The organism is Phyllobacterium sp. TAF24 (assembly GCF_052113785.1).
Classification (GTDB): Bacteria; Pseudomonadota; Alphaproteobacteria; order Rhizobiales; family Rhizobiaceae; genus Phyllobacterium.
The window spans coordinates 83756-109417 of record NZ_JBFRDN010000005.1 but is presented as its reverse complement, the minus strand read 5'-3'; the positions used below and the strand labels follow the sequence as shown (position 1 = coordinate 109417).

The 25662-nt window shown below is 54.6% G+C and carries 25 protein-coding genes, 1 tRNA gene and 1 pseudogene; 14 read left to right on the top strand and 13 right to left on the bottom strand.

Annotated features, from left to right (window positions below; genetic code table 11):
• Positions 1 to 101: 101 nt before the first annotated feature.
• Positions 102 to 944 (top strand): LOG family protein, encoded by an 843-nt coding sequence (locus AB4Y96_RS06520; RefSeq protein WP_112523569.1) that lies wholly within the window; start codon positions 102 to 104, stop codon positions 942 to 944.
• Here AB4Y96_RS06520 and AB4Y96_RS06515 read toward each other — a convergent pair.
• Both AB4Y96_RS06515 and AB4Y96_RS06510 read right to left on the bottom strand, forming a co-directional pair.
• Complete coding sequence (locus AB4Y96_RS06515) at positions 929 to 1801, bottom strand: DUF817 domain-containing protein (RefSeq protein ID WP_441916330.1); 873 nt, start codon at positions 1799 to 1801, stop codon at positions 929 to 931. The genes AB4Y96_RS06520 and AB4Y96_RS06515 overlap by 16 nt on opposite strands.
• Positions 1798 to 2523, bottom strand: coding sequence for a pyrimidine 5'-nucleotidase (locus AB4Y96_RS06510; RefSeq protein WP_091878713.1), 726 nt, complete (start codon positions 2521 to 2523; stop codon positions 1798 to 1800). The genes AB4Y96_RS06515 and AB4Y96_RS06510 overlap by 4 nt, the downstream gene beginning before the upstream one ends.
• A gap of 242 nt (positions 2524 to 2765) precedes the next feature.
• On the opposite strand from AB4Y96_RS06510, the gene AB4Y96_RS06505 reads away from it, so the two are divergent.
• The gene (locus AB4Y96_RS06505) at positions 2766 to 3443 is read left to right on the top strand and encodes a GGDEF domain-containing protein (RefSeq protein WP_441916329.1); all 678 of its coding nucleotides are present in this window, start codon (positions 2766 to 2768) and stop codon (positions 3441 to 3443) included.
• Here the strand turns inward: AB4Y96_RS06505 and phhA are convergent.
• Positions 3440 to 4273: a phenylalanine 4-monooxygenase gene (phhA, locus tag AB4Y96_RS06500; RefSeq protein WP_441916328.1), complete on the bottom strand. Its 834-nt coding sequence runs from the start codon at positions 4271 to 4273 to the stop codon at positions 3440 to 3442. The two genes, AB4Y96_RS06505 and phhA, sit on opposite strands and share 4 nt — an antisense overlap.
• A 122-nt stretch (positions 4274 to 4395) precedes the next feature.
• On the opposite strand from phhA, the gene AB4Y96_RS06495 reads away from it, so the two are divergent.
• On the top strand, positions 4396 to 4878 hold the full coding sequence (locus AB4Y96_RS06495) for an Lrp/AsnC family transcriptional regulator (RefSeq protein WP_091878716.1): 483 nt from the start codon (positions 4396 to 4398) through the stop codon (positions 4876 to 4878).
• On the opposite strand, the gene argB is transcribed toward AB4Y96_RS06495, so the two are convergent.
• Positions 4879 to 5772 (bottom strand): acetylglutamate kinase, encoded by an 894-nt coding sequence (gene argB / locus AB4Y96_RS06490; protein WP_091878718.1) that lies wholly within the window; start codon positions 5770 to 5772, stop codon positions 4879 to 4881.
• A 169-nt stretch (positions 5773 to 5941) separates the two neighbouring features.
• Here argB and AB4Y96_RS06485 point away from each other — a divergent pair, with 169 nt between their 5' ends.
• A complete protein-coding gene (locus AB4Y96_RS06485; RefSeq protein ID WP_091878719.1) occupies positions 5942 to 6481 on the top strand; it encodes a sigma-70 family RNA polymerase sigma factor in 540 nt (179 codons plus the stop codon).
• A complete protein-coding gene (locus AB4Y96_RS06480; protein WP_441916327.1) occupies positions 6478 to 7197 on the top strand; it encodes an anti-sigma factor in 720 nt (239 codons plus the stop codon). Before AB4Y96_RS06485 ends, AB4Y96_RS06480 begins: the two co-directional genes overlap by 4 nt.
• Before the next feature lie 13 nt (positions 7198 to 7210).
• Here the strand turns inward: AB4Y96_RS06480 and yihA are convergent, their stop codons facing one another.
• From yihA to rpmH, 4 genes and pseudogenes are all read right to left on the bottom strand, one after another.
• Entirely contained in the window at positions 7211 to 7834 is a 624-nt protein-coding gene (yihA, locus tag AB4Y96_RS06475; RefSeq protein ID WP_210275799.1) for a ribosome biogenesis GTP-binding protein YihA/YsxC, read from the bottom strand.
• Between the two features lie 192 nt (positions 7835 to 8026).
• Positions 8027 to 9868, bottom strand: a complete 1842-nt coding sequence (gene yidC, locus AB4Y96_RS06470) for a membrane protein insertase YidC (RefSeq protein WP_441916326.1) — start codon at positions 9866 to 9868, stop codon at positions 8027 to 8029.
• Positions 9852 to 10251 (bottom strand): annotated as a pseudogene (gene rnpA / locus AB4Y96_RS06465) (ribonuclease P protein component). The gene yidC and the pseudogene rnpA overlap by 17 nt, the downstream one beginning before the upstream one ends.
• A 48-nt stretch (positions 10252 to 10299) precedes the next feature.
• Positions 10300 to 10434 (bottom strand): 50S ribosomal protein L34, encoded by a 135-nt coding sequence (rpmH, locus tag AB4Y96_RS06460; RefSeq protein ID WP_040853797.1) that lies wholly within the window; start codon positions 10432 to 10434, stop codon positions 10300 to 10302.
• Positions 10435 to 10676: 242 nt separating this feature from the next.
• Between rpmH and AB4Y96_RS06455 the strand changes: the two genes are divergently transcribed.
• Positions 10677 to 12176, top strand: coding sequence for an ATP-binding protein (locus tag AB4Y96_RS06455; RefSeq protein ID WP_441916325.1), 1500 nt, complete (start codon positions 10677 to 10679; stop codon positions 12174 to 12176).
• Between the two features lie 14 nt (positions 12177 to 12190).
• Positions 12191 to 13651, top strand: coding sequence for a phospholipase D-like domain-containing protein (locus AB4Y96_RS06450; protein WP_441916324.1), 1461 nt, complete (start codon positions 12191 to 12193; stop codon positions 13649 to 13651).
• On the opposite strand, the gene AB4Y96_RS06445 is transcribed toward AB4Y96_RS06450, so the two are convergent.
• Positions 13623 to 14468: an endonuclease/exonuclease/phosphatase family protein gene (locus AB4Y96_RS06445; RefSeq protein WP_441916405.1), complete on the bottom strand. Its 846-nt coding sequence runs from the start codon at positions 14466 to 14468 to the stop codon at positions 13623 to 13625. The two genes, AB4Y96_RS06450 and AB4Y96_RS06445, sit on opposite strands and share 29 nt — an antisense overlap.
• Before the next feature lie 407 nt (positions 14469 to 14875).
• Here AB4Y96_RS06445 and AB4Y96_RS06440 point away from each other — a divergent pair, with 407 nt between their 5' ends.
• A complete protein-coding gene (locus AB4Y96_RS06440) occupies positions 14876 to 15109 on the top strand; it encodes a type II toxin-antitoxin system HicB family antitoxin (RefSeq protein WP_091878729.1) in 234 nt (77 codons plus the stop codon).
• Positions 15110 to 15139: 30 nt separating this feature from the next.
• Here AB4Y96_RS06440 and AB4Y96_RS06435 read toward each other — a convergent pair whose 3' ends face one another.
• Positions 15140 to 16423 carry an NAD(P)/FAD-dependent oxidoreductase gene (locus AB4Y96_RS06435; RefSeq protein ID WP_441916323.1) on the bottom strand — a complete coding sequence of 428 codons (1284 nt, stop codon included), beginning with the start codon at positions 16421 to 16423 and terminating at the stop codon, positions 15140 to 15142.
• A 136-nt stretch (positions 16424 to 16559) separates the two neighbouring features.
• Positions 16560 to 17465 (bottom strand): LysR family transcriptional regulator, encoded by a 906-nt coding sequence (locus AB4Y96_RS06430; RefSeq protein WP_441916322.1) that lies wholly within the window; start codon positions 17463 to 17465, stop codon positions 16560 to 16562.
• A 124-nt stretch (positions 17466 to 17589) separates the two neighbouring features.
• Between AB4Y96_RS06430 and hglS the strand changes: the two genes are divergently transcribed.
• From hglS to AB4Y96_RS06405, 5 genes are all read left to right on the top strand, one after another.
• Entirely contained in the window at positions 17590 to 18993 is a 1404-nt protein-coding gene (gene hglS / locus AB4Y96_RS06425) for a 2-oxoadipate dioxygenase/decarboxylase HglS (RefSeq protein ID WP_441916321.1), read from the top strand.
• Between the two features lie 88 nt (positions 18994 to 19081).
• Positions 19082 to 20593, top strand: coding sequence for an L-piperidine-6-carboxylate dehydrogenase (gene amaB / locus AB4Y96_RS06420; RefSeq protein ID WP_441916320.1), 1512 nt, complete (start codon positions 19082 to 19084; stop codon positions 20591 to 20593).
• A gap of 289 nt (positions 20594 to 20882) precedes the next feature.
• Positions 20883 to 23270: a bifunctional diguanylate cyclase/phosphodiesterase gene (locus AB4Y96_RS06415; protein ID WP_441916319.1), complete on the top strand. Its 2388-nt coding sequence runs from the start codon at positions 20883 to 20885 to the stop codon at positions 23268 to 23270.
• A 301-nt stretch (positions 23271 to 23571) separates the two neighbouring features.
• Positions 23572 to 23817 carry a hypothetical protein gene (locus AB4Y96_RS06410; protein WP_139210409.1) on the top strand — a complete coding sequence of 82 codons (246 nt, stop codon included), beginning with the start codon at positions 23572 to 23574 and terminating at the stop codon, positions 23815 to 23817.
• A gap of 41 nt (positions 23818 to 23858) precedes the next feature.
• Complete coding sequence (locus AB4Y96_RS06405; RefSeq protein WP_091878739.1) at positions 23859 to 24044, top strand: hypothetical protein; 186 nt, start codon at positions 23859 to 23861, stop codon at positions 24042 to 24044.
• 9 nt (positions 24045 to 24053) lie between these two features.
• Here AB4Y96_RS06405 and AB4Y96_RS06400 read toward each other — a convergent pair whose 3' ends face one another.
• Complete coding sequence (locus AB4Y96_RS06400; protein ID WP_441916318.1) at positions 24054 to 24266, bottom strand: hypothetical protein; 213 nt, start codon at positions 24264 to 24266, stop codon at positions 24054 to 24056.
• Positions 24267 to 24286: 20 nt separating this feature from the next.
• Between AB4Y96_RS06400 and AB4Y96_RS06395 the strand changes: the two genes are divergently transcribed.
• A tRNA-Arg gene (locus AB4Y96_RS06395) sits at positions 24287 to 24363 on the top strand.
• Positions 24364 to 24509: 146 nt separating this feature from the next.
• On the opposite strand, the gene AB4Y96_RS06390 is transcribed toward AB4Y96_RS06395, so the two are convergent.
• A complete protein-coding gene (locus AB4Y96_RS06390) occupies positions 24510 to 25538 on the bottom strand; it encodes a porin (RefSeq protein ID WP_091878742.1) in 1029 nt (342 codons plus the stop codon).
• Between the last annotated feature and the right edge of the window lie 124 nt (positions 25539 to 25662).

The window sequence follows — 25662 nt, the reverse complement described above, 5'->3', positions numbered from 1 at the left end:
ATAACTCTGTGAGAGGGTCAATCGCAGCGTCACAATGTTGGACGACGAATAGGATTTAATGTCTGTAAGCGTCACTTGCGTCCGCAGAAGGAGAATAACAATTGAATACTGATGAAAAAAACGGCTGGACGCCATTTTCCCACTCCACAGAAGCCGTAAGACGGGTAGAAACCGCTCCCGAGACCCCGCAAACACAGTCAGACACCTATCGTCTTGCCTTTGCCGATCCTGAGTTCATGACACGCCGCGATTTGCGCGCCGTGCGGCTGCAGCTTGAACTGCTGAAGCCGGAAATGGCGCTGACCGAACGGGGTATCCGTTCGACCGTCGTGCTTTTCGGCGGCGCACGCATTCCGGAACCGGGCGGTGAAGCCTGGGCCGCAAAGAACGAGGTGCAAAAGAAGAATCTTGAAGCCAATTCGCGCTATTATGCGGAAGCACGCAAATTTGCGCAGCTCTGCTCGGTCTATTCTTCAACCACATATAATCGCGAGTTTGTTGTCGTCACTGGCGGCGGCCCCGGCGTGATGGAAGCTGGCAATCGGGGTGCGGCGGATGTCGGCGCCCCGACCATTGGCCTCAACATTGTCCTGCCACACGAGCAGGCGCCGAATGAATATGTGACGCCTGAACTCTGCTTCAATTTTCACTATTTCGCGATCCGGAAGATGCATTTCCTGATGCGTGCCAAGGCGCTGGCGATTTTCCCCGGCGGCTTCGGCACCATGGACGAGACGTTCGAAACACTGACACTGATTCAGACCGGCCGTATGGAACGGATTCCTGTTCTGTTGTTCGGTAAGTCGTTCTGGGAAAAGGCTATCAATTTCGAGTTTCTGGCTGAGCAGGGCGTTATTTCACCATCGGATCGCGAGCTGATCACCTTTGTCGATGATGCCGACGAAGCATGGGGCGTTATCAAGACGTTCTACGAATTGGCCTGATCGTCGGGTTCATCCTTGCCACGCGGTGGATGAACCCACGTCACCAGCACAACTGATATGATCATCAGCAGATACCAGGAACCGAGCTTGGCAAACGAAACCAGCGCCCAGCCGTCGGCTTGCGAGGGGTAAATCCAGGCTCTTGACCATGTTCCGATGTTTTCAGCGGCCCAGATGAACAATGCGACCAGAAAGAATGCCACGAGCAGCGGCATTTTGTGGCGGAACCGGAAAACACGGTAATACATCGTCGTACGCCAGAACAGGACAGCGGTTGCAGCAAACAACACGATCCGGATATCCGGCAAAAAGTGATGCGCGAAAAAATTCGCGTAGATAGCGATTGCCAGTACCAGCGTCAGGGCGGATGACGGATAACGTTCGAGGCGGATGTCAAAAATGCGGTTGATACGCGCCATATAGGACCCAACGGCAGCATACATGAAGCCGGAGAATAACGGGACGCCGCCAATCCGGAAGAAATTGGCTTCCGGGTAAATCCACGAACCAGCGTGGGTCTTGAAGATTTCCATGATTGTTCCGACGATGTGAAAAATCAGGATAACCTTGGCTTCGCTCCATGTTTCCAGTTTGAACACCAGCATGGAAAGCTGGATGATCAAAGCCGAAAGAAACAGAAAATCATAACGCGTTATCGGGCTGTGTTCAGGCCAATGGAATCGCGTGAGCATGATGATGGCGAGCATCACGCCGCCAAACAGGCACGCCCAAGCCTGTTTGATACCAAAAACCAGAAACTCGACAAGGCCGCCACAGATACCCGATTGCGGCAAACGGGCAAGGACCCGGTGCGCCGCCGCATCGATAGCCGCCTCGGCCGATGTAAACCGCTTCAAGCAGGAATTTCCGTGCGAACCTGCCCCGGTTGGATGGCGTTCAGGAACGATGCCAGATCATCAGTCACGTAATCAACATGATCGGTATAATCAGGGTCGCTCTCCCATATCTCGGAGAATGTCGGCTCGAAATTATGCGGGACGATCAGCACGGTTTTCATGCCCAGCGCCTTGGGTTCGACCAGATTGCGCGCAAGATCTTCAAACATGGCGCTGCTGTTGGCGTCGATCTCATGCAGATCGAGAAATCGATCATAGGCCTGACGCGCCGGCTTGGGCATGAGTTCCGCAGCGACGATATCAAAAATATCGTCAAACTGATCAAGAATACCAAGCTGGCGTGCTGTCCGTTCCGCGTGGCCGCGATCGCCATTGGTGAAAATGAATTTACGTCCCGGCAGATGCTTGATCGCCATGGCCAAAGCCGGATCAGGAACCAGCCATGAATAGTCGATATCGTGGACCTTCTGCAGAAAATCATCCGGGTCGATGTCGTAGCGATCCATCAAGCCCTTCAACGTGGTCCCGTAATCCTTGTAGAATTGCTTCTGAATCTGGCGCGCATCCGTATGGGAGAGTTGCAGAAGATTGGCGATATAGCCAGTCATCTTCACATCAATCTGCGAGAACAGATTGGAGTGATGCGGATAGAGCGTATTATCCAGATCAAAGATCCAGTCCGTTATATGGGCAAAATTCAGTGGATCAGGATGTTTTGTCATTCACAACTCGTCGTTTCGGAAACCATAAAGCAGAAGACAGGCATTCTGTTGCCATATCGACTCAATAGACGAAAAAAGACTGAACTACGACCATTTTTAAATTTTCTACTAACAGCAGCGTCATCAATCCAGCATAGTACTGACGAAGCGGTGTTAGGGTCGAAATGTTCAGAATTTTCTACAAATGCGCATTGGTCACAATTATTGCGATTGTCTGTTCTTTGCTGATCACCGGAAGCATCATGTCTGCTTTCGGCATGCACAACAAAATGGGATTTGTAATCGCCGCGATTTGCCCGCTTGTTATCGCGCCGCCAATCTCGTTTAAGGTTTTCCAGCAATCGGAGCGATTGCGCATCACCCTCATCCATCTGGGCGAGGTCATGCAGCGGCTGGAAGAGACCAACGCACGATTGCTGGAGAAAGCCTCGCGCGACAGCATGACGGGGCTCCTTAACCGCGAAGCATTCTTCACACATGTCGATACGATGCGCATGCAGGTGCCGGGATCATTGCTGATTATTGACGCCGATCATTTCAAGAAGATCAATGATCAGCACGGCCATTATAATGGCGACGGTGCGCTGACGGCCATTGCCCATTGCATTTCACGCACTGTCAGCGAAAACGACAGCATTGGCCGTATCGGCGGCGAGGAATTTGCGGTGTTTCTCGCATCGGATCGCGAGAATGAGGTGCGGGCGGTCGCCGAGGCGATCCGTGCGGAAGTCGCCCGTCTCGATTTCAGGACGCCCGAGAATGAACGGGTGCCCCTCAGTGTCAGTATTGGCGGAGTAATCGACCTGTCAGACGAAACGATCGCCGATCATTTTCAGACCGCCGATCGCAGACTTTATGAGGCCAAGCGCAATGGCCGCAATTGCGTCATCATCAAACCGGTGATGAAGTCAGCAGCTTAAATAGCCGAGGGGTCCAGCGCCGTACTGTCTTTCCATCGTGCAACAAGACTGGCCATATCGGCTTTTTCAAAGGCATCACGCAGCGCGGCAAAGCTTGGGAGAACGAAATACGCACGCTGGAATTTGTCGATTTCATAGCTGGTCCGCATGACCGTTTCGAGATTGAAAGGAACATGGTGGGCATCGGGGCTTTCGACCGAATATTGCAGCTCGCTGAAGGATGACATAAGACCAGCACCAAACGCCTTCAGCTCTGCGCCCTCTTCCTGCATCAGGCCGAATTCGGCAGTGTACCAGTAGAGCCGGGCCACCATCTGTTCACCGCCAAGGCGGACCGCAGCGCCACCCTTTTCACCGTAAAGCTGCATAAAATCAGCAAACACTGGTTGGCTGAGAATTGGAACATGGCCGAAGAAATCATGGAACATGTCGGGTTCGACAATGTAATCCAGTTCTTTCTTGCTGCGCAGCCAATTGGTCACCGGAAAACGGCGATTGGCAAGGTGATCAAAAAACGGTTCATTCGGGATGAGGCCGGGGACAGCCACGATTTCCCAACCGGTCAGCTTGCGCAGCCTTTCGCTCACATCATGAAAATCAGGGATACGATCGAGAAGACCCAGAGCATCAACGCCATCGAGATAGCTGTGATGAGCAAGCCGTGAGGTCAGCTTGGTCTGGCGGTCGCAAAGGGTGCGCCACACGTCCTGATCTTCCACCGAATAATCATATTGCTGCTCAACGGTAAAATCCGGCTGGCAGGCATGATAGTCGCCGCGCAATCCCTGAGCGGCGCATTCGCGGGCATAGGCCTCAACACTGATGGTCATGAATTCCTCCTCGATTCCCATTCTCAAACCAAGAATATGTCGGGAAAACGAGTGAATTTGACCTTATTGTCTCAATGTAGCATCCTGTTGAGAGAAATATATAATCTTACGGAGGAAAATGAGTGACATCTCCTCGATTTGACGAATTTGAAGTGAAGATGCTGCAAGTTCTGCGCGATAATGGCCGGGTGCCGATTACCGATCTTGCCCAGACCATCGGACTCTCCGCCACGCCCTGTGGACGGCGTTTCGACGCATTGCAGGAAACCGGTGTTATCAAAGGCTTCGCCGCTGTTATCGACCGGCGATCTATCGGGTTAATGGTCGAGGTGTTCGTTCAGGTGCGGCTTACCTCCCATAGCGACGATTCGCCGGAGCGATTCATCACTGAAATCCAGCGTATGGATGAGGTGTCATCCTGCTGGACAATGACCGGCGAGCACGACTTTCTGTTGCATGTCATGGTGCCAACCGTCGATGATCTCAACGATTTCGTCATGCACAGACTGATGCGCCTCAAGGGTGTGCGCGATGTACACACCCAACTCGTTCTGCAAAATATCAAGGGGCCGGGCAAGATACCGCTCGACCACCTGAAACGCTGATCAGGGAACGATCAGCGTTCCGGCACCACGCTCGGTGAAAAGCTCCAGCAGAACCGAATGGGGTGTTTTGCCATTAAGGATAACCACGCCTTCGACACCGCGATTGATCGCATCAATGCAGGTTTCGACTTTGGGGATCATACCGCCCGAAATCGTTCCGTCCTTGATCAGCGCGCGCGCCTGACCAACGGAGAGTTCCTTGATCAGCTTCTTGTCCTTGTCGAGCACACCGGGAACATCGGTCAGGAACAACAGGCGCGAGGCCGCCAGAGCGCCGGCAATGGCGCCCGCAAAGGTATCGGCATTGATATTATAGGTATGTCCATCGCGGCCCGGTGCAACCGGAGCAATGACCGGGATCATCTCGGAGCGGGCCAGTAAATCGAGCAATGTACGATCCACTTCAACCGGCTCACCGACAAAGCCAAGATCGACGATTTTTTCGATATTGGAATCCGGATCGATAATTGTCTTTTTTGCCTTTTCGGCAAAGACCATATTGCCGTCCTTGCCGCACAGGCCAATGGCCCATTCGCCCTCGGCATTGATCAGGGCAACAATTTCCTTATTGATCGAACCGGCCAGGACCATCTCGACAATCTCAAGCGTCTTTGCGTCGGTGACACGCAGGCCACCTTCGAATTTGGACTCGATACCCATGCGCGCCAGCATCGATGCAATCTGTGGGCCGCCGCCATGTACGACAATCGGATTGATACCGGACTGCTTTAAAAGAGCGATATCGCGGGCAAAGGCCTTACCCAGCGTGGCATCGCCCATGGCATGACCGCCATATTTCACAACGACGGTCTTGTTTTCATACCGCTGCATATAGGGAAGAGCGGCGGATAGAAGGCTTGCCTGAATTTCTGCGGTGTGCTCAGTCTCGGACATGTGGGAAGCAAGCTCCAGCTTGAAAAGGACGGGGGTTCATAACCCTAAAGACGATCATGGGCAAACATGATTTAGGGTTGGCGGGAACGTTTTTGCATGCGGCCCATTGACAGATGAACCTCTGCACCGATTTAACTTCGTTAATCAAAGAGTTGGAAACGTCTACCGCATGACACCCGAGGGCATATCGGAACTGATTTCGCGAGTCGCTCTGCGCGACCGTGCGGCGTTCGATGTGCTTTACAGCTCAACAAGTGCGAAACTATTCGGCGTATGCCTGCGTATCTTGGGCAATCGCTCGGAAGCAGAGGACGCATTACAGGATATCTACGTCAAGATCTGGAACAAGGCAGACCGGTTTGCAGTCTCTGATACCAGCCCTATTTCATGGTTGGTGGCCATTGCCCGCAATCACTCGATTGATGTGCTGCGCGCGCGCAAACCCGCTGCAGCCGAACTGGAAAAAGCCGTGGGTGTTGCTGAACCATCGCCCAATCCCGAACAGTCTGCAATTGCATCGGGTGAGACAAAGCGCATCAATGAATGTCTCGACCAGTTGGACACTGACCGGGCCTCGGCGGTGCGGGGTGCCTATCTGAACGGCGAAAGTTACGACCTTCTGGCGATACGCCATAGAGTACCACTGAATACAATGCGGACATGGCTACGCCGCAGCCTGATGAAACTGAAGGAATGTCTGGAACGATGAGCACGATACCACCCGATGACACAATGCCCGAAGGCGACGATTTCGTCGCTGCCGAGTATGTGCTGGGCGTGCTCCCGGAACAGGAGCGGCGCGACGCTGTCCGCCGTATTGAAAACGACCCTGAATTTGCCCGCCTTGTTGCCAATTGGCAGCGCCACTTCGATCCGCTGAACGAGCAGTTCCAGCCGGTCACAGCGCCCAATTACCTGAAAGGTCAGGTCGACCAGCGTCTGTTCGGCATCGATTCCGGGCGGGTCGCAGCGGGCGCTTCATTCTGGAATAGCCTGGCCTTCTGGCGGACGGTCGCCGTTGCGGCACTTGCCCTTGTTATATTCAACGTCAGTCGCGAGTACGTCCAACGTCAGGCGGGCTCTGCGCCCTCGCAACTGATTGCTTCCATGGCAAGCGACACCGGTCCGCTGCGAAGCGTGGCAATCTTTGACGACAAGTCGAGAAAGCTGAAAGTGACCCTTGTTGCCGGAGAAATCCCGCAGGGCAAATCACTCGAACTCTGGCTGATCGCCGGAAAAGACGCTCCGGTCTCGCTTGGTGTACTGAAGTCGCCCAAGATAACCGAGTTTGCGGTATCGACCCCGGTCGCGGCAAAACTGCGTGATGGCACAACGCTGGCCATCTCCGTTGAACCAGTCGGCGGCTCGCCGAGCGGGGCGCCCACCGGTGCAGTTGTGGCCGCAGGCTCGGTGAGCAGCATTTAGAAAACCGAGCGGTTTATTCTTCGAGAAGAAGCGCTATTGCGGCGCGCAGTTCATCCAGACCTGCGCCCTTTTCCGATGATGTGGCCAAAATGGTCGGGTAGGCGGCTGCGCGCTTTTTGATGGCCTGTGCGGTTTCTTCCATGAGACGCGGAACACCGGCAGGCTTGATCTTGTCGATCTTGGTCAGGACGATCTGATAGGACACTGCCGCGCGATCCAGAAGGTCGAGCACTTCGGCGTCATTTTTCTTTACACCATGGCGTGCATCGATGAGCAGGTACACACGCTTCAACGTGGTACGACCGCGCAGATAATCGAAAACAAGGCGCGTCCATGCGTCGACCTGTTCTTTCGGCGCTTCGGCAAAACCATATCCCGGCATATCGACTACCGCGAGTGGCGGCAGGTCACCATTTTCCCCCGAATGGCCATCCGGTACAAAATAGTTCAGCTCCTGCGTGCGCCCCGGCGTGTTGGACGTGCGTGCGAGGCCCTTCTGGCCAATGATCGCATTGATCAGCGATGACTTGCCGACATTGGAGCGACCGGCAAAAGCGATTTCGATGGGCCCTTCCGGCGGCAGGAACTTCATTGCAGGAACACCGCGAATGAAAACCCAGCCCTGCGCAAAGAGCATCCGGCCCTTTTCGATCAGCCTGTTCGTATTGTCGTTGGTTTCACTCACGTTCTTTTCCGTCCGTTCACTGGGCAGCCATATGCCACCTGCATTCAATGTTATCGCCGCCTTGTCAACTGAACGAGATTGTTCAACGACAAATGAAAAGCCCCCGGTATGAGCGGGGGCTTTTGGAATTCCGGGTTAACCCGCCTATTCGGCGGGCTTCGGTTTCTTCTTGAAGAGCCCTGCGAGATTGCCCCACAGTTCGATCTTCGCACCCTGCCGCTTCATGATGATACCCTGCTGGGTGATCGACAGGAAGTTGTTCCATGCCCAGTAGATCACCAGACCCGCCGGGAAACTGGACAGCATGAACGTGAAGATCAGCGGCATCCAGTTGAAAATCATTGCCTGCGTTGGATCTGGCGGTGTCGGGTTCATGCGCATCTGCAGGAACATCGTGACGCCCATGATCAATGGCCAGACGCCGATCATCAGGAATGCCGGAACCGTCCATGGAATGAGGCCAAACAGGTTGAACACGGATGTTGGATCGGGCGCAGCCAAATCCTGAATCCAGCCAAAGAACGGCGCATGGCGCATTTCAATGGTCACGTACAGAACCTTATACAGCGCGAAGAAAACCGGAATCTGGATGACGATTGGCCAACAACCGGCGATCGGGTTGATCTTCTCGGTCTTGTAAAGCTCCATCATGGCCTGCTGCTGCTTGACCTTGTCATCCGCATATTTCTCACGGATTTCAGTCATCTTCGGCTGAACCATCTTCATGCGTGCCATCGAAGCATAGGATTTGTTGGCAAGCGGGAAGAACAGCGCCTTGAGCAGAACGGTAACAACAAGGATGGCGACACCGAAGTTGCCGATAGCCTTGTAGAGCCAGTCGATGAGATAGAACATCGGCTCGGTGATGAAATAGAACCAGCCCCAGTCGATCAGGTTCTTGAACAATGGAATATGCAGATTGTTCATGTAGCCATTGATCTTGCCAACTTCCTTGGCACCGGCAAAGACGAGGTTCTCGATCGTTGTGGACTGACCGGGTTCAATTGTTGTCGGGTCAGACAGATAGTCGCTCTGATACTGCGGGCGGCCATTGTCGAAGTAGGACATGCGGGCCTTGAACGGCTTTGACTGTGCTGGAACGAGAGCTGCGGCCCAATATTTGTCCGTAATGCCGATCCAGCCGCCAGTGTCCGTCTTCTCCGGAGCGACTTCTTTTTCTTTCTCGATCGCCGCGAATTTGTACTCGACCAGCTTTCCGGCGATCACGCCGATTGGGCCTTCGTGCAACACGTAGGTGCTGGCATGCAAAGGCTTGTAGAAGCGTGTGACACGGCCATAGGAGGCCAACGACACCGGAGCTGACGTGCCATTCGTCACAGCGTCCTTGACGGTAAACATATAGTTGTCGTCAACGCTGAACGTGCGCTTGAAAGTCAGGCCCTTTTCATTGGTAAAGGCCAGGGTAACCGGGGTGGATGGGGTCAACTTGTTGTTGCCGTCAACAGTCCAGACGGTTGTCGGACCGGGCACAGTTCCTGTGGTGTCGTTACCGGTGAACCCGATCTCAACAAATTGCCCGTCCGCCATCTGCGAAGGGCTCAACAGCTGAATGGTCGGCGAATTGTTGTCGACAGTCTCGTGATACTGCTTGAGCTGCAGGTCATCGAGACGCGCGCCGGTCAGGCTGATGGAACCGCTGAGGCTCGGTGTGTCGATGACAACGCGCGAAGTCTGTCCGAGAACCGCAGCGCGGCTCAGGGAACCCGGCTGTGTGGCATCCGGCGTCTGCCCCGGAATATTCGCACCCGGCGCTGCTGGTGTCGTACCCGGCAGATTGTTGGCGGTTGTTCCGGCCGCTGGCGTTGGCTGTGCCGCTGTTTTAGCTGCCTGAGCCTGCCGCGAGGCTTCAACCTGTGCCTGCTGGCGCTCGGCCTCGATCTTGGGGCCCATATAGAACACCTGCCAAAGTCCCAGAATAACGACGGACAAAGCAATGGTGATAAAGAAATTACGATTGGTTTCCATTATCGGGTCCTGTTGGGCCGGTCATGTCTTGGAGAAACGCCGGTTTGGTATTTTTTGGAAACCCGTTTCGAGAGTTCCCGGGATAAGTCCGCAAACGGCGCATCAAGCGCGTCGCGGCGAGCAACGATCACATAGTCGGTTCCGGGGGCCATGTCACCTGCAACTTTGACGCGTACAGCCTCTCTCAGGCGACGCTTGATGCGATTGCGGACAACGGCATTTCCGTTCTTTTTTGTGACTGTAAAACCAACACGCGGCGGACCTTCCCGGTCTTCACGCTGCTTGACTTCGAGCAGGAAAAAGCCGCCACGGCGTTTTTCTCCGGCCCGAACAGCCAAAAACTCCGCTCTCTTGCGAAGGCGGAGTGGTTTTTGATCATTCATTCCTGCAATGCCAACGTTGGCCAACCGCGCAAACCTGCGCGGAATGCCTTATGCCGACAACCGCTTGCGACCGCGAGCACGACGTGCTGCGATAACCTTGCGGCCGCCTGCAGTAGCCATACGGGCGCGAAACCCGTGACGACGTGCGCGGACAAGTTTGGATGGCTGATAAGTACGCTTCATTTGTTTAATACCGCGGTGTGCGGCCCTTCTTGTGGTCTGTTCTTTGACAGGAGCATATCAGGACCGCCATTAGCGCATAAAAATACGCCGCCGGGGCGGTCAACCCGGACGTGCGCGGCTTATAGAGGCATGATGGTGATAAGTCAATTCATACAAGAAGATTCACAAATAGGCAAAAATCAGGAAGTGATTTATTGTACCGTCGCAACGTTTGACCTACATCGGGCGTTGATGGAGCAAATATGGCGGTAACGCAACAGGAAGAGCAACGGTCGCGCGTGCAAATGCAGGCGGGGCGGCGTTTGCCTGTTCTCAAACGGCTTTCGGGTAAGCTGTTGCGCCTGACGCTGCTGTTCGGCTTTCTGGCCGGAGTCATGATTTTCGTTCCCATCATGGCCGATATGCGGATGCGCTGGCTTTCGGACCGCCTGAATACGGTCGCTGCCGCCAGCGTCGTGCTCGCTGCAAGCGATGGCAAGGACATCCCCCAGAGCGTGCAGAACGATGTGCTTCTCGCCACGGGCACCAAAGCGATTGCCCTGCGTGAAATGGGGGCTTCGCGCTTGCTTGCGGTTTCGGAAATGCCATCCAAGGTCGACCGGCATATCGACATGACCGTGACTGACCCATGGACGACGCTGCGCGACGCATTCGACACTATTATCAATGGTGGTAACCGCATCATCCTTGTCTACGGCCCTGTTGGAGACACGGGCAAAGTCATCGAGCTGATCACGTCGGACGCGCCCTTGCGCAATGCGATGCTGCGTTACGCCCGCAATGTCGCGCTTATCTCGATGTTCATTTCGGCTATTACCGCCGGTCTCGTCTTTCTTGCCATCAGCCATCTGCTTATCCGGCCGATACAGCGCATGAGCGCCAACATGCTGGCTTTCGCCCAGCAGCCTGATGATCCGCAGAGGGTCATCCAGCCCGATAATCGTGAAGACGAACTTGGTATTGCGCAGCGCGAACTGGCCGACATGCAGCTACGGTTGCAACGCACGCTTTCCGAGCAAAAGCACCTTGCCGACCTTGGTCTTGCCGTTTCCAAGATCAACCACGACATGCGCAATATTCTGGCATCCGCCCAGCTGATGTCCGATCACCTTGCCAATGCCAGCGATCCGGCCATTCAGCGCATGGTGCCGAAGCTTGTTCGGACGATTGATCGCGCCATCAATTATTCGCAGACCGTGCTTGCCTATGGCGGAACACAGGAACCACCGCCGCAGCGGCGGCGCGTTAAACTTCACACTATCGTCGGTGATGTGGAAGAGATGCTCAATCTTGATGCAAAGTCGGGAATTGAATTCAAAAACCTCGTTCCTGAAAATTTCGAAATCGACGCCGATCCGGATCAATTCTTCCGCGTCATTTCCAATCTCTGCCGCAATTCGGTTCAGGCAATGAGCGGCGATACGGGTAGCGACACGTCAATTATCAAACGGCTGACAATTACCGCGGGGCAAATTGGCACCACCTCCATCATCAGCATTGAGGACACCGGTCCGGGGCTCCCGCCCAAGGCTCGCGAGAATCTGTTCACAGCGTTCAAGGGTTCGGCCCGCTCGGGCGGCACCGGCCTCGGCCTTGCCATCGTCCACGAGCTGGTGCGCGCCCATGGCGGCACAATTGAACTGCGCGGCGGTGAAGGCGCCGGAACCGGTTTTGAAATCCGTATTCCGGATCAGCCGGTTTCTCTTGCCGAATGGCGCTCGCGCCGGGATTCAATATCGTGATATGACACTCACAAATGAGTGATTATCTTCCTGCCTATTGGCCCCAGATATTCTTTGTTCTTTCTATCGTCCTTGGCGTTCCTGCCGCGGTTCATGCGACCATGACGAAGGAAGAAGTGCGCGCGGCCATTGGTTGGGTTGGCGTTATCATTCTCTCGCCGGTTATCGGCGCAGTTATTTATGCAGTTGCCGGTATCAACCGGATCAGGCGCTCCTCCATCAGTTCGCAGCGCGCCTTCCTGCATGAAATCGGCCAGGACCATCTCATGCGCTTTGATGCAAATGAGAAGAACGTGCTTGATCATTTCGAAAAGCGCTTTGCAGCGATGAAAACGCTGGGAGACCGCGTGAGCCGCTGCCGCCTGACAACCGGCAACAACATCACCATGCTGCAAAGTGGTGATGACGCCTACCGTTCGATGCTGGAACATATCAACAATGCCAAACGCAGCATCCTCGTTGAAACCTACATCTTTGACCGGGACAAGATCGGCCTGCGATTGGCCGATGCCCTGATTGCCGCCGTTAAACGCGGTGTTGAAGTCCGGGTTCTCATCGATGCGGTCGGCGCCCGCTATTCAATCCCGAGCATTGTCGGCTATCTGCAAAAAAACGGTGTACGCACCGATGTGTTCAACGGCAACATCATCATCGGCTTGCGCCTGCCCTATGCGAACCTTCGAACCCACCGCAAGATCCTCATTGTCGACGGCACAACGGCCTTTACCGGCGGCATGAACATTCGCGCCGGGTTTTCCGCAGAAATCGTCGGGGAAGACAATGCGCGCGATACGCATTTCAGCCTGACTGGCCCCATTGTCACGGACCTGTTTCATATCGCTTCGGAAGATTGGCGTTTCACTACAGGTGAACAATTGGCTGGAGAGCCGTGGCTGATCACCTCGCCGGATACGCATGCGGGCGATCCTGTGTTCATCCGGGCGGTTCCATCGGGACCCGACAGAAGCGTGGAAGCCAATCATCGGATGCTGATGGGCGCGTTTTCGGTAGCGCAAAACCGTATCCGCATCATGTCGCCCTATTTCCTGCCCGACCGCGAGCTGATCAGCGCATTGGTGACTGCGGCCCGGCGCGGCGTCGAGGTCGACATCGTTATTCCGGCCGTCAACAACCTCAAGCTTGTCGACCGTGCCATGACTGCGCAGTTCGACCAGATTCTAAACAGTCATTGCCGCATCTGGCGCGCCAGCGGCAATTTCAACCATTCCAAATTATTGTCTATTGATGGGCAATGGGCCTATGTGGGCTCATCGAACCTCGACCCGCGTTCGCTGCGTCTGAATTTCGAGGTTGATCTTGAAATCATGAATGCAGAATTTGCCGCCAAAGTGGAGGCACTTGTCCATGCCGCCATGGAATCGGCAAAACCCGTGCTGCTGCAAAGCCTGAAAGCCCGTTCATTCTGGGTGCGGTTGCTCGACCGGATTATCTGGCTAGGCTCGCCATATCTCTGATCTCGACGGTTTCTGCCAAGGCACCTTTCAGATCGATATAGGCTTTTATGGGCAGATGGTCGGATGCAACGCGGGCGAGCGGCGTGTCATGCACTTCAATACCAGTGACCAGACTGTGCGGATGGCCAAGCACCCGGTCCAGCGCCAGAACCGGGAAGCGTGAGGGGAAACTCGGCACCGCATTTTTCATCGGATCAAACACCGGATGCAGGAAATGCAGCGACGAGCCCTTGCCAACGCGCCATTCATTCAAATCACCAAGCAACAGCGTTGGGCGTGACGGATCGGCATGGACGGCGTTCAGAATAGCTTCCGATTGCTGCATGCGCGAATGGCGTAAAAGCCCGAGATGCGCAGCGATGATGCGCAATGGTCCGGCTTCAAGATCAAGATCAACGACAAGCGCACCGCGTGGCTCAAGTCCCGGAAGCTTCAACTGCTGTACGCGCCGCACAACACCTTCTCGGAAGAGCAGCAGATTGCCGTGCCAGCCATGCCCCTTGGGGTAAAGCGAGGCAACGCGAACCGGCACGAGATTGTTCTCGCGTTCAAGCCTGTCGAGATCGAGAAGGCCAGAGCGTTCACCAAAGCGTTTGTCTGCTTCCTGAACAGCGACTACATCCGCACCAAGCTCGCCGATGACATGCGCGATGCGATCCGGATCAAATTTCTTGTCGATGCCAACGCATTTATGGACATTGTAGGACGCGATGACGGTGTCATTTCGCACGACCTTGGTCACGCCTGTCGGGCGTTTGTTGCGGTTCTTCACCGCTGCGAGGATGCTGGCTGAGACACTGGGTCTTGTGTGCCGCATTGGCTTCTTGCTGTCCATCCATAAGAGATATGTCGGGAATGATGGAATGGCAAGCAAATGCAGCGACCCCATCATCAGGACAGGCTTCATCTCTGCTACTAATTGCTAATTTCTTTAGAAATCGAATGTTGATACATAGTCTCTGGTCATAGTGACTGACATGAGAGTATGAACAAACGTCTTGAACGAATGCGCCAAAACCCGAAAGCTGATTGGCGCATCGAGGACATTGCAGCGATCTGCAAGGAATTCGAACTGCAATGCGAAAAACCGCGATCCGGGAGTTCCCATTATAAAATCTCTCACTCGTCGCAACGTACGATTTTGACTGTGCCTTTTAATAGACCCATCAAGCCTGTATATATACGAAAGCTCATTGAGTTCATTGAAGCCGTCAGAGATGCAACATGACCTATTATGACTACCCAGTCGTTGTTTCTCCGCTGTCACCAGACGATGGAGGCGGATTCGTTGCGTATGTTCCCGATCTTCCCGGTTGCATGAGCGATGGAAACACGCCGGAGGAAGCAGTTCATAATGCCCACGATGCCATCGCGGCATGGCTTGAGGCTGCGAGCGATCATGGCCTGACAATTCCTCTGCCGTCACAAAAGTTCGCTAGGGACGCAAAAGTTTGCTAGGGCATAATAGTCCCTGACAGCTTCCGCCGGTCAAACCCGGTTTCCGACAAAATGCGCCAGCTGCGCACCCACTTCGTAATAGCCTTCGCGCAAGGCCCGCAGACCTTCTTCCCGTGGCTTGGTGACCGGCAAGGGCAAATCCGCGTCGGATAGCTTTCCAACAATATGTTCGGCCAATACCCGGCCAAACACTGTTCCCGGAGCAATGCCCCGGCCATTATAACCACTGAAACTGATGATCTTCGGCGCAAGCGTGTGGAAACGCGGCAGGTTGTCATTGGTCATGCCGATTTGGCCATACCAGCCTGCTTCAAAGGTGACATCCTTGATTTGCGGAAACAGCTTGCGGATGGAGCGTGCGGCCCATGCCTTGTGAACGGCCATCCCCGTGCCGCGCAGCGCACCGACGCTGCCGAACACAAGGCGGCCACGTTGATCCATACGGAAGGAACTCAATATATCCTTGGTATCCCAGCCGCCCTGCCTTTCGGGGAGAACCGTGTTGCGCACCTCTTCGGGAAGCGGTGTCGTGGCGAAATTGAAATAGGGCAGATGCAGGATTTCGGCTCGCAGTTCCGGCCAGGGTGATGTCGTATAGGCGTTGGTCGCCACGACAACCCATTCAGCAGAAACCTTGCCCGTTGGTGTGTTGACGATCCAGCGGTCGCCGGAACGTGTGGTTGAGGTGACAGGTGTTCCCGTATAAATAGTAACGCCTGCAGCAATGGCCGCAGTCGCAAGGCCGCGCACATAGGCGAGCGGCTGAATCGTACCGGCGCGATTGTCGAGCAATGAGGCGGCATAGGCTGTCGAGCCAACTTTTTGCGCCGTTTCTTCAGCACCGAGCAAGCGCACAGCTGCGCCGCGTGTCTGCCATTGCTCCGCCCGCTGTTCCAACTGCTTCACGCCGCTTTTGCCCACCGCGCAGTGCAATGTACCGTTGCGTTCAAGCTCACAGGCGATCTTGTGTTTATCGACAAGGTTGAACACCGATTGCGGCGCATTGCCGAGCAATTCCAGCAGGCGTTCGCCATGTACCTGCCCCAGCACTTCAGGTAAATCATTGGGCATCACCCACATGCCTGCATTGACAAGACCGACATTGCGACCCGACCCGCCAAAGCCGATTTCGACAGCATCAAGAACGGCAACTTTCGTGCCGGTTTCTGCCAGATGCAACGCCGCAGACAGACCGGTGAAACCGGCACCAATGACAGCGACATCAACGGAAATATCACCGCCTAGCTTCTGCGTCGCAGGGGCTGGCGGCGCCGTCTTTTCCCAAAGGCCGTGGGAGCGTTCATCATTCAGCATGGGGTCACCGTCAGGTCGGTCCGGAATTACCGGCAATCTTGCAAAGACTCGAAGTCAATTCTGCTTATAAGCCGCGTTTTTGGCAACGGAAGTGAAATTCCTCGAACAGGTGATGCGAGAAATGAATGATCTTGGTTTATTGCCGTTCGCTGACCTGATCGGCGATCCAGCCAAAGAAGCTTTGCGCCATGGGATTCTCTTTCTTGTGGTCCGGCACCACGAGATAATAGCTGTTCTCCGTCATCAACGGCTGATCAAACAACACCTGCAAACGGCCGGATGCTAACTCATGCTCAATCAGATAACGCGGCACGAGGGCAAACCCTAATCCAGCCAGCACAGCTTCAATCACCATGGAGAAATGCTCGAAACGATGCCCCTTATAGGGGCTGACCACGTCCGCCTGTACCGATTCAAACCAGTCCGCCCAGGCTTTTGGCCGTGTCGACAGATGCAGGAGTGGCGCCGAGTTCGCAAGCTGTGCCGGTGTGGCCACCGGATTGGCCGCCAACAGCTCCGGGCTGCCGACAGGGACGATCATTTCACTGCAAAGATAAGTGCATGTGGCATGGGCCCAAACCGGTTGGCCATAATGGATCGCCAGATCAAACGGTTCTTCTTCAAAATCAAAGGGCTGCGAACGCGAAGCCACGCTCAGCGCCATATCAGGATAGATCCGCAGGAAATCCGGCAGGCGTGGCATGAGCCAGCGACTGCCGAACGTCGGCAAGGTCGCAATGCTCAACGACGACGCTGACTGTGACGCGGCCATTGCGCGCAGCATCGTTTCTTCGGTGAGCCCAAGGAGCCGGCGCACCTCGGGCAAGAATTTTTGCCCGGCATCGGAGAGAACCACCCTTTGCCTGATGCGCTCAAAGAGCAGTACGCCGATCTGGCTTTCAAGCTCGCTCATCTGGCGGCTGACCGCGCTCTGGGTCAGGTTCAGCTCCTTGGCGGCCTGCGTGAAGCTGCCATGGCGGGCAGCGCACTCGAAGGTTTGCAGGATATCAATGTCCGGGATCAGGCGGCGGCTCAACTTCATTCTTATCTCGCATCAACCCAGTTCAAATCATCGCAATCTTTGGCGATATCACCCCTCTATAATCCAGATTGAGCATGACAGCGATAGTTTTCGCCGTCGCAGCAACAACGCGGAATGAGACACGATGAAATCAGGCACGTTTACGTCAACTGACGTGATCAGGGCGTCCTTTTCGGCCGCCATGTCATCCATGTACCGGACCGAGGTTCCAGCCTATGGCACGCTGATGTCACTGGTTGCCGAGGTGAACAGTAAAACGCTCGCAGCATCACCTGACCTGAAAGATCAGTTGCAGGAAACCGATACGCTCGACCGTATTTCGGAAGAACGCCATGGCGCGATCCGCGTCGGCACTCCGGAAGAACTCTCCATGCTGCGCCGGGTCTTTGCCGTTATGGGCATGTATCCCGTTGGCTATTATGATTTGAGCGAAGCTGGGGTTCCTGTTCATTCCACCGCTTTTCGTCCCGTGGGCGATGCTGCGCTGAAGATCAATCCGTTCCGGGTTTTCACATCCCTGCTGCGCCTCAACCTGATTGGCGATGCGGGTTTGCGCAAAAAGGCGCGCGCTGTCCTTGCCGCTCGCCAGATTTTCACTGACAAGGCAATTGCTCTTGTCGAAAAAGCCGAAGCACAAGGCGGCCTTGATGCCGAGGATGCCGAAACCTTCGTGGGTGAAATTCTTGAGACATTCCGCTGGCATGACCGGGCAAACGTCAGTGGTGCGCTTTACCAGCGCCTGCATGATGCCCACCGGTTGATCGCCGATGTGGTTTCCTTCAAAGGTCCACACATCAATCACCTGACCCCGCGCACGCTCGATATTGATGCGGTGCAGGACCTGATGCCCGAACACGGCATTTCACCCAAAGCCGTTATTGAAGGCCCGCCCACCCGCGCCTGCCCCATCCTTCTGCGCCAGACATCCTTCAAGGCGCTGGAAGAAAATGTGTCTTTCCAGAATGCCGATGGCACATGGGAAACCGGCACACATACCGCACGCTTCGGCGAAATCGAGCAACGCGGCATTGCGCTGACGCCCAAAGGCCGGGCGCTCTATGACAAGCTGTTGAATGATACCCGCAAGATCATTCGGCCGGCTGCCGACGGGTCCAATGCAAAAGCCTATATCGCCGCCCTGTCCGACACGTTCAAAGCATTCCCTGATAATTGGGCTGATATTCGCCGCGAGGGTCTCGGCTATTTCCGCTATTCCGTGGTCGAGAGTTTTACCGGTCGCGTGACCTCACGCGGCGCATCGGATATCCAAGCGTTGATCGCGCTTGGAGCCGTGCGGTTTGATCCCATCGTCTACGAGGATTTTCTCCCCGTCAGCGCGGCAGGTATTTTCCAATCGAACCTTGGTGATGAAGCCAGTCAGAAATTTGTCGCCAGCCCCAGCCAGCGCGAATTTGAAAATGATCTCGGCACAGCCGTTCTTGACGAGTTTGCCCATTATGCCGGGCTTGAACAAAGCTCCATCGAACAATGCCTGCAAGCACTGCGCCCCGCAGCACTTGCAAGTTGAACGCTCATTTGACCTTATGGCGGCCTCTCCGGCAAAAGTCCGGCTCTCGCCGCACGGTCAGACAAAAGATAAGTAAAGGGAAGTCAAAATGACGATTGCTCAAGACGTAAAAACGCTCCTCGGAAAGCTTGGCGTAGCAGAGGCTGCCTATACTGGCGGCCAGATGGCTTCCTACAGCCCGGTTACTGGCGAAAAGATCGCCGATATCGCTGTTCATTCAGCTGCTGACACCGCAAAAGCGATTGAACAGGCTGACGCTGCATTCCGCGAATGGCGCCTTGTTCCGGCGCCAAAGCGCGGTGAACTCGTTCGCCTGTTTGGTGAAGAATTGCGCGCCCTGAAGACGGAACTTGGACGCCTCGTCTCGATTGAAGCCGGTAAAATTCCGTCCGAAGGCCTCGGCGAAGTGCAGGAAATGATCGATATCTGCGATTTCGCAGTCGGCCTTTCCCGTCAGCTTTACGGCCTGACGATTGCAACCGAGCGCCCCGGGCACCGCATGATGGAAACCTGGCATCCCCTCGGCGTGGTCGGCGTCATTTCCGCCTTCAACTTCCCCGTCGCCGTCTGGGCTTGGAACACGACCCTCGCCCTTGTTTGCGGCGATGCTGTTGTCTGGAAGCCATCGGAAAAGACACCACTGACGGCCCTTGCCTGTCAGGCAATCTTTGACCGCGCCGTTGCCCGCTTTGGCGATGTGCCTGCTGGTCTGACCAAGACACTGATGGGCGACCGGACAATTGGCGAAGCTCTGGTGGATCATCCAAAAGTCGCGCTCGTTTCGGCAACCGGTTCGACCCGTATGGGCCGTGAAGTTGGTCCGCGCCTTGCAAAACGTTTTGCCCGGTCAATCCTTGAACTTGGCGGCAACAATGCCGGTATTGTCTGCCCGTCTGCTGATCTCGACATGGCCCTGCGCGCCATTGCTTTCGGTGCCATGGGAACCGCGGGTCAGCGTTGCACCACTCTGCGCCGTCTCTTCGTGCATGAAAGCGTTTACGACACGCTCGTTCCACGCCTGAAGAAGGCCTATGAAAGCGTTTCCGTCGGTAGCCCGATCGAGACATCGGCGCTGGTCGGCCCATTGATCGACAAGGCAGCCTTCGACAACATGCAGAAATCCGTGCAGGAAGCTGTTGCCCATGGCGGCAAGCTGACCGGCGGTGCGCGGATCGATACGGCACACCCGAATGCCTATTACGTTCGCCCTGCTCTTGTTGAAATGCCCGAGCAGGCCGGTCCTGTGACGGAAGAGACCTTTGCGCCCATCCTTTATGTGATGAAATATAGCGATTTCGACAAGGCGATTGCCGATCACAACGCTGTTGGCGCAGGCCTGTCGTCCTCCATCTTCACGCTCGACCTGCAGGAAGCGGAACGTTTCCTCAGCGCCGACGGCTCGGACTGCGGTATTGCCAACGTCAATATCGGCACATCGGGCGCTGAAATCGGCGGCGCATTTGGCGGCGAGAAGGAAACCGGCGGCGGGCGTGAATCCGGTTCGGATGCGTGGAAAGCCTATATGCGCCGTGCAACCAACACGGTGAATTATTCCAAGGCGCTGCCTTTGGCGCAGGGCGTTTCCTTCGACATCGATTGATACCCTGACCACTTCAATTCAAGCCCTCGGTCTCTGCGGACCGGGGGCTTTTTATTGCCCTGGAGGCAGCGCCAACTCAAAGATAATTACAATTTTATACTTCACTACAATCCTATCTATTCAGTTTTCTTAAAGCCCTCTGTGAATTGTTTCATTTTTGTTTACTTCGTTCTCATCATCACCGTTCCAAATCACTTCAAACTCACGAATAAAATACTTCTTAAGTCTGGTTTAAGACAAAGAAACACAGTGTCGTTGAAGAAAAGAATACGGGACAGGGAACAAAAATATGCTGACAGTATACAATTGTATCGTCAATGAGCATGATGTCAGACTTGTTTTTCTTGCAGCAGCTATCTGTATCTTTTCTTGCCTGACGGCGGTGGACCTTCTCAGGCATGCGCGTTACTCAGCCCAACGCACAGTCTGGCTTTGCGTTTCTGCCGCCTCCTGTGGTTTCGGCATCTGGGCCACGCATTTTATTGCCATGATGGCTTTTTCGCCGGGCCTGCCTAACGGCTATGATGGTTTGTTGACTGTCCTGTCATTGTTCATCGCTATTCTTGTGACCGGCTTTGGTTCGTTCATTGCGCTAACAGCCAAATGGAAAAATGCTGACCTTGCCGGCGGAGCCATCATCGGCGCGGGCATTGCGGCCATGCATTTCACCGGCATGTCCGCCTTCGAAGTGGAAGGCAGGATCGCTTGGGACCCGATATTCGTTGCTGCAGCTTTTGGCGTTGGCATTGTCCTTGGTGCTTTTGCTATCCGGCTTGCGCTGTCGCAAGCCGAAGACAAGACCCGCCATGCGGCTGCCGGGTTGCTGACCCTTGCAATCTGCGGTCACCATTTCATCGCCATGAGTGCTGTGTCCATCACGCCGGATTCTTCGATCTTCGTTCCCGAGAATGCCATTCCCGCCAATTTTGTGGCCGTAACGGTGGCATTGGTAAGCACACTGATTCTTGTTGGCAGTTCCATCGCCCTGACCATCGACGTTCGCAATCGGCGATACAGACTTGAATTGCGGCGCATGCACAAACTGGTCAATGCAGCGGTTGAAGGACTGGTCATCTGCGACGGTGAGATCATTGTGACTGCCAATGAGAGCTTTTGTGCCCTGACTGACACTGATGATTCCAGGCTCGCGGGCAGTTCCATCGCGGCGTTTCTGCCCGACGCCCGATTGCGTTCAAAACTTCTCAGCGACCAGAACGAATTGATCGAAGCTGATCTTATGACGGAGAATGGCGGAACCATTCCAGTCGAACTGATAGCGCATACCATCGATTTCAATGGCAAATGGCACAGGGCTGTCGCAGTTCGCGATTTGCGTTCACGCAAGGAGGCTGAAGCCCATATCAACTATCTGGCGCACCATGATGCGCTGACCGGCCTGCCCAACCGCCGTAATTTCAACGCTCGTCTGGATCAGCTGATTGCCGCTTCAATGGGCGGCGATGAAACCTATCTGGCCCTGTTCTGCCTCGATCTCGATCGGTTCAAGGAGGTCAATGATCTCTTTGGTCATGCAGCCGGCGACAATATCCTGCAGCGCGTTTCAAGTGCCATCACCAAGCTGCTCGGCAAGGATGAAATGCTGGCGCGGCTGGGCGGCGATGAGTTTGCCGTTATCGTGCCGGGCCTCGTCACACCGACAGCCGCAAGCCGGTTAGCCGACAAGATTCTGGAAGCACTCCAGTCCGAAAACCTGAACTCACCCATTGGTTTCCTGATTTCAACCAGTATCGGCATTGCGATCTTTCCTGTCGATGCGGGAGACCGCGAGACATTGCTCAATCAGGCTGACACTGCTCTTTATCAGGCCAAGGCAGAGGGCCGGAATACCTATCGCTTCTTTGAAGCCAAGATGGGAGCGGAGGCGAGAGAACGCCGCATGATCGAACATGACCTGCGCAACGCTCTGCCGCGCAATGAACTCCGGCTGGTCTATCAACCGCAAATGCGGATGGATACGGGCGCCGTCACCGGCTTTGAAGCGCTGATGCGCTGGCACAACCCGCGCCAGGGCAATATTTCGCCGACGATCTTTATTCCAATCGCAGAAGAAAGCGGCGTGATCCTGCAGCTCGGCGAATGGGCTTTGCGTGAAGCATGCCGGGAAGCAGCAAGTTGGGACAGGCCATTATCCGTGGCGGTCAATGTTTCTGCCGTGCAGCTTTACAGCCACGATTTCCCGCAGCGCGTGCACCACGCCTTGCTGCATACGGGTTTGCAGCCGCATCGCCTCGAACTTGAAATCACCGAGACTGCCCTTATCAAGGATACAAATCGCGCCCTGACCACGCTGCGGCAGTTAAAAGCATTAGGCGTGCGCATCGCCATGGATGATTTCGGTACCGGCTATTCTTCGCTGTCGAATATCCGCGCCTTCCCTTTCGACATGATCAAGATCGACCGCTCCTTCATCAAATCCGTGGACAAAAACGAGCAGGCCGCCGCCATCGTCAAGGCAGTGCTCGGTCTTGGCCGGGGTCTCGGCATGCCTGTCCTTGCAGAAGGCATTGAAACGCCGGATGAGCTGGAATTTTTGATGGGCGAATCATGCAGCGCGGGACAARGTTTCTATCTGGGCATGCCGAGCCCGATGGAAGATTTTCGTCACCTCACCAGCGACGACATCCAGGCGACAGCCAAGAAGCTCATTGCGCTTTGACACAAATGGATGCGGCTCCTTTATCGAGCCGCATCCATAACCGCTTCGCGACATGCCTTTACTGCATAGAAATACAAGTTTATTCATTTCATTCAGATAGTTAGGCCAATAGCCTTATTTCAGAAATATTACAGAAACAAAACGCCACATCCCAGAAATATCGTTGAAACAATGCTCGCCGATAAAGAGCAAGTAAAATGGTTTTGTATTCTCGCAAATCTTCAGAATACATTTCTCTTTCTTGCAGGTGGCCGTGATAAATATTTCTACCCTACAAACGATACTTCTCGCCGGGGCGATAATGTCTACTGGCCTCTATGGAGTATCGGCTGAAGAGCGGCCACTGTCGCGCAAAGAACTTTGCGCGAAATTCCAGACACAAGTTCATCAGGCAATCATCGAGCATGCCGAGGCTCCCCGGGCGGCCAAGGCGAAATCACTGCAGAAAAAGGCGATCCGATTTTGTGCAAGCAACAGGCAGGCGCAGGGTGTCAGGACTTTTGCCAAGGCATTGAAAGCACTCGGTGTGCAACCGGTCAATAATTGACGGTTGTATCACAACAGCCCCATCTGAGAGGAAACGCTATTATGAAAAAGTCACTCTACACAGCACTTGGTCTCGCACTTGCTCTTGCATTCTCTGCACCGGTTCTTGCCACCAGCAGCACGACTGCATCGGCAGCACCGATGAAGAAGCATCATCACATGCGGCATCACATGAAGCATCATCGCCATCATGCGAAGCATCATCGTCATCATGCAAAGAAGATGTAATAGCAGCGACTAAATCTGGAATAGTTTTGAAATGATGCTGGTCAGCGGATAATGCTGATCGGCATCATTTGTGTTTCTGCCGAAATGACGGCGCCTGCGTCTTGCCAGATTTACAGCGCAAGCGAACCACGCGACTTCAACGATATCAATCGAGCATCTTGCTGTTTGGCAAAATTGACCATTGAAGCCTTGCCCCGCATCAGCTAGAACCGCTTCGCGCATGCGAGCTATCGCAGCCCCATGCACCCGTAGCTCAGCTGGATAGAGCGCTGCCCTCCGAAGGCAGAGGTCACAGGTTCGAATCCTGTCGGGTGCGCCATTCTCTTCACCATATGAATCCTGCCAAAACAAAAAAACGACGGACTTTGGGTCCGCCGCTTTCTGCGATTCAATGACTGGAGATCATATTGTTTCGCTATTTGACGGTGCACATGTCATGCACCGCCAAATTCCATCAACAGCCAATTAGAAGTTGCGCTGGAAGCGAATGATACCCTGGAAGGCATCGTCATTGCCGTTGCCACGGCCGCCATCAAACGAGGTGTAGTTGATTTCCGGCACAATCTTGAAGCCGGGTGTCAACTGATAGCCAACGTTCAAAGCTGCAGCAAATGTACCAGCATCTTCATAGGAGGCCTGTGCATTGACAGTTGCCTTTTCCGATACTTTGAGAGCAACACCACCCCAAACCGCGTAATCACCGTTCCAACGACCGAAATAGTTGTTGTTGAGCTCATCGCCATTTGACTTGTAGCCGCCCTGCACCCAAGCGGAGAAAGTATCCGTGAATTTAACATCCAGGCGAACCTTGCCTGCCCACTCTTCAGCGACCGAGTCGTAACCGACAACTGCGCCGATTGAGCCCCAGCCCTGTGCATATTTCGCACCAGCCACAACGTGTGGCATGTAATCGTCGATCAGATAACCCTTGTCACCCTGTTCGGCACCGATCGTTGCAGAGAAGCCATTGCTTCCGGCAAAGGTGTAGCTGATCTGATTTGTGACATAAGCACCGGGAGCAATCACGTCATCGGAGATGATGTCGCCCAGGTAACCCAGATAGGAAGTGAACTGCGAGTCGGCGGCGCCAACACGGAAGCCACCAAGTTCGATGGTGCCCTGATTGAGTTCGGTGGTGCTGTTTGAACCATCCGTGTAGTTGAATCGCACTTCTGCGTATGAGCGCAATGTACCCAGTTCAGTTTCTGAACGGGCATCAAAGCGCAATTCGGCGCGCGACTGCTTGTACCATGTACCGCGCTCGCCACCATTATACGCATCATCGCCGCCCTTGGCGTCATAGCGCACATAGCCGCTGACCTTCAGGCAGGTTTCAGTTCCCGGAATGTAAAAGAAGCCTGTGCCATACGCATCGCAGACGCGAACATATTCAACAGCCTCCGGTTCGGCGACAACAACAGCATCTGCGGCACGCGCGCCACCGACTGCGATAAGCGCAGCAGTGGAACCCAGCAAGAGCGACTTTATATTCATGAACTTCCCCCTCAATTGGAATAGTAATACTTTTACACGTGTAAGCTGACTTAGTTCTGCAAGGAATGCACCCAATTTTGTCCGTCATTTCCGATCTTATCGATCTTTCACAACCCTGCGTTGC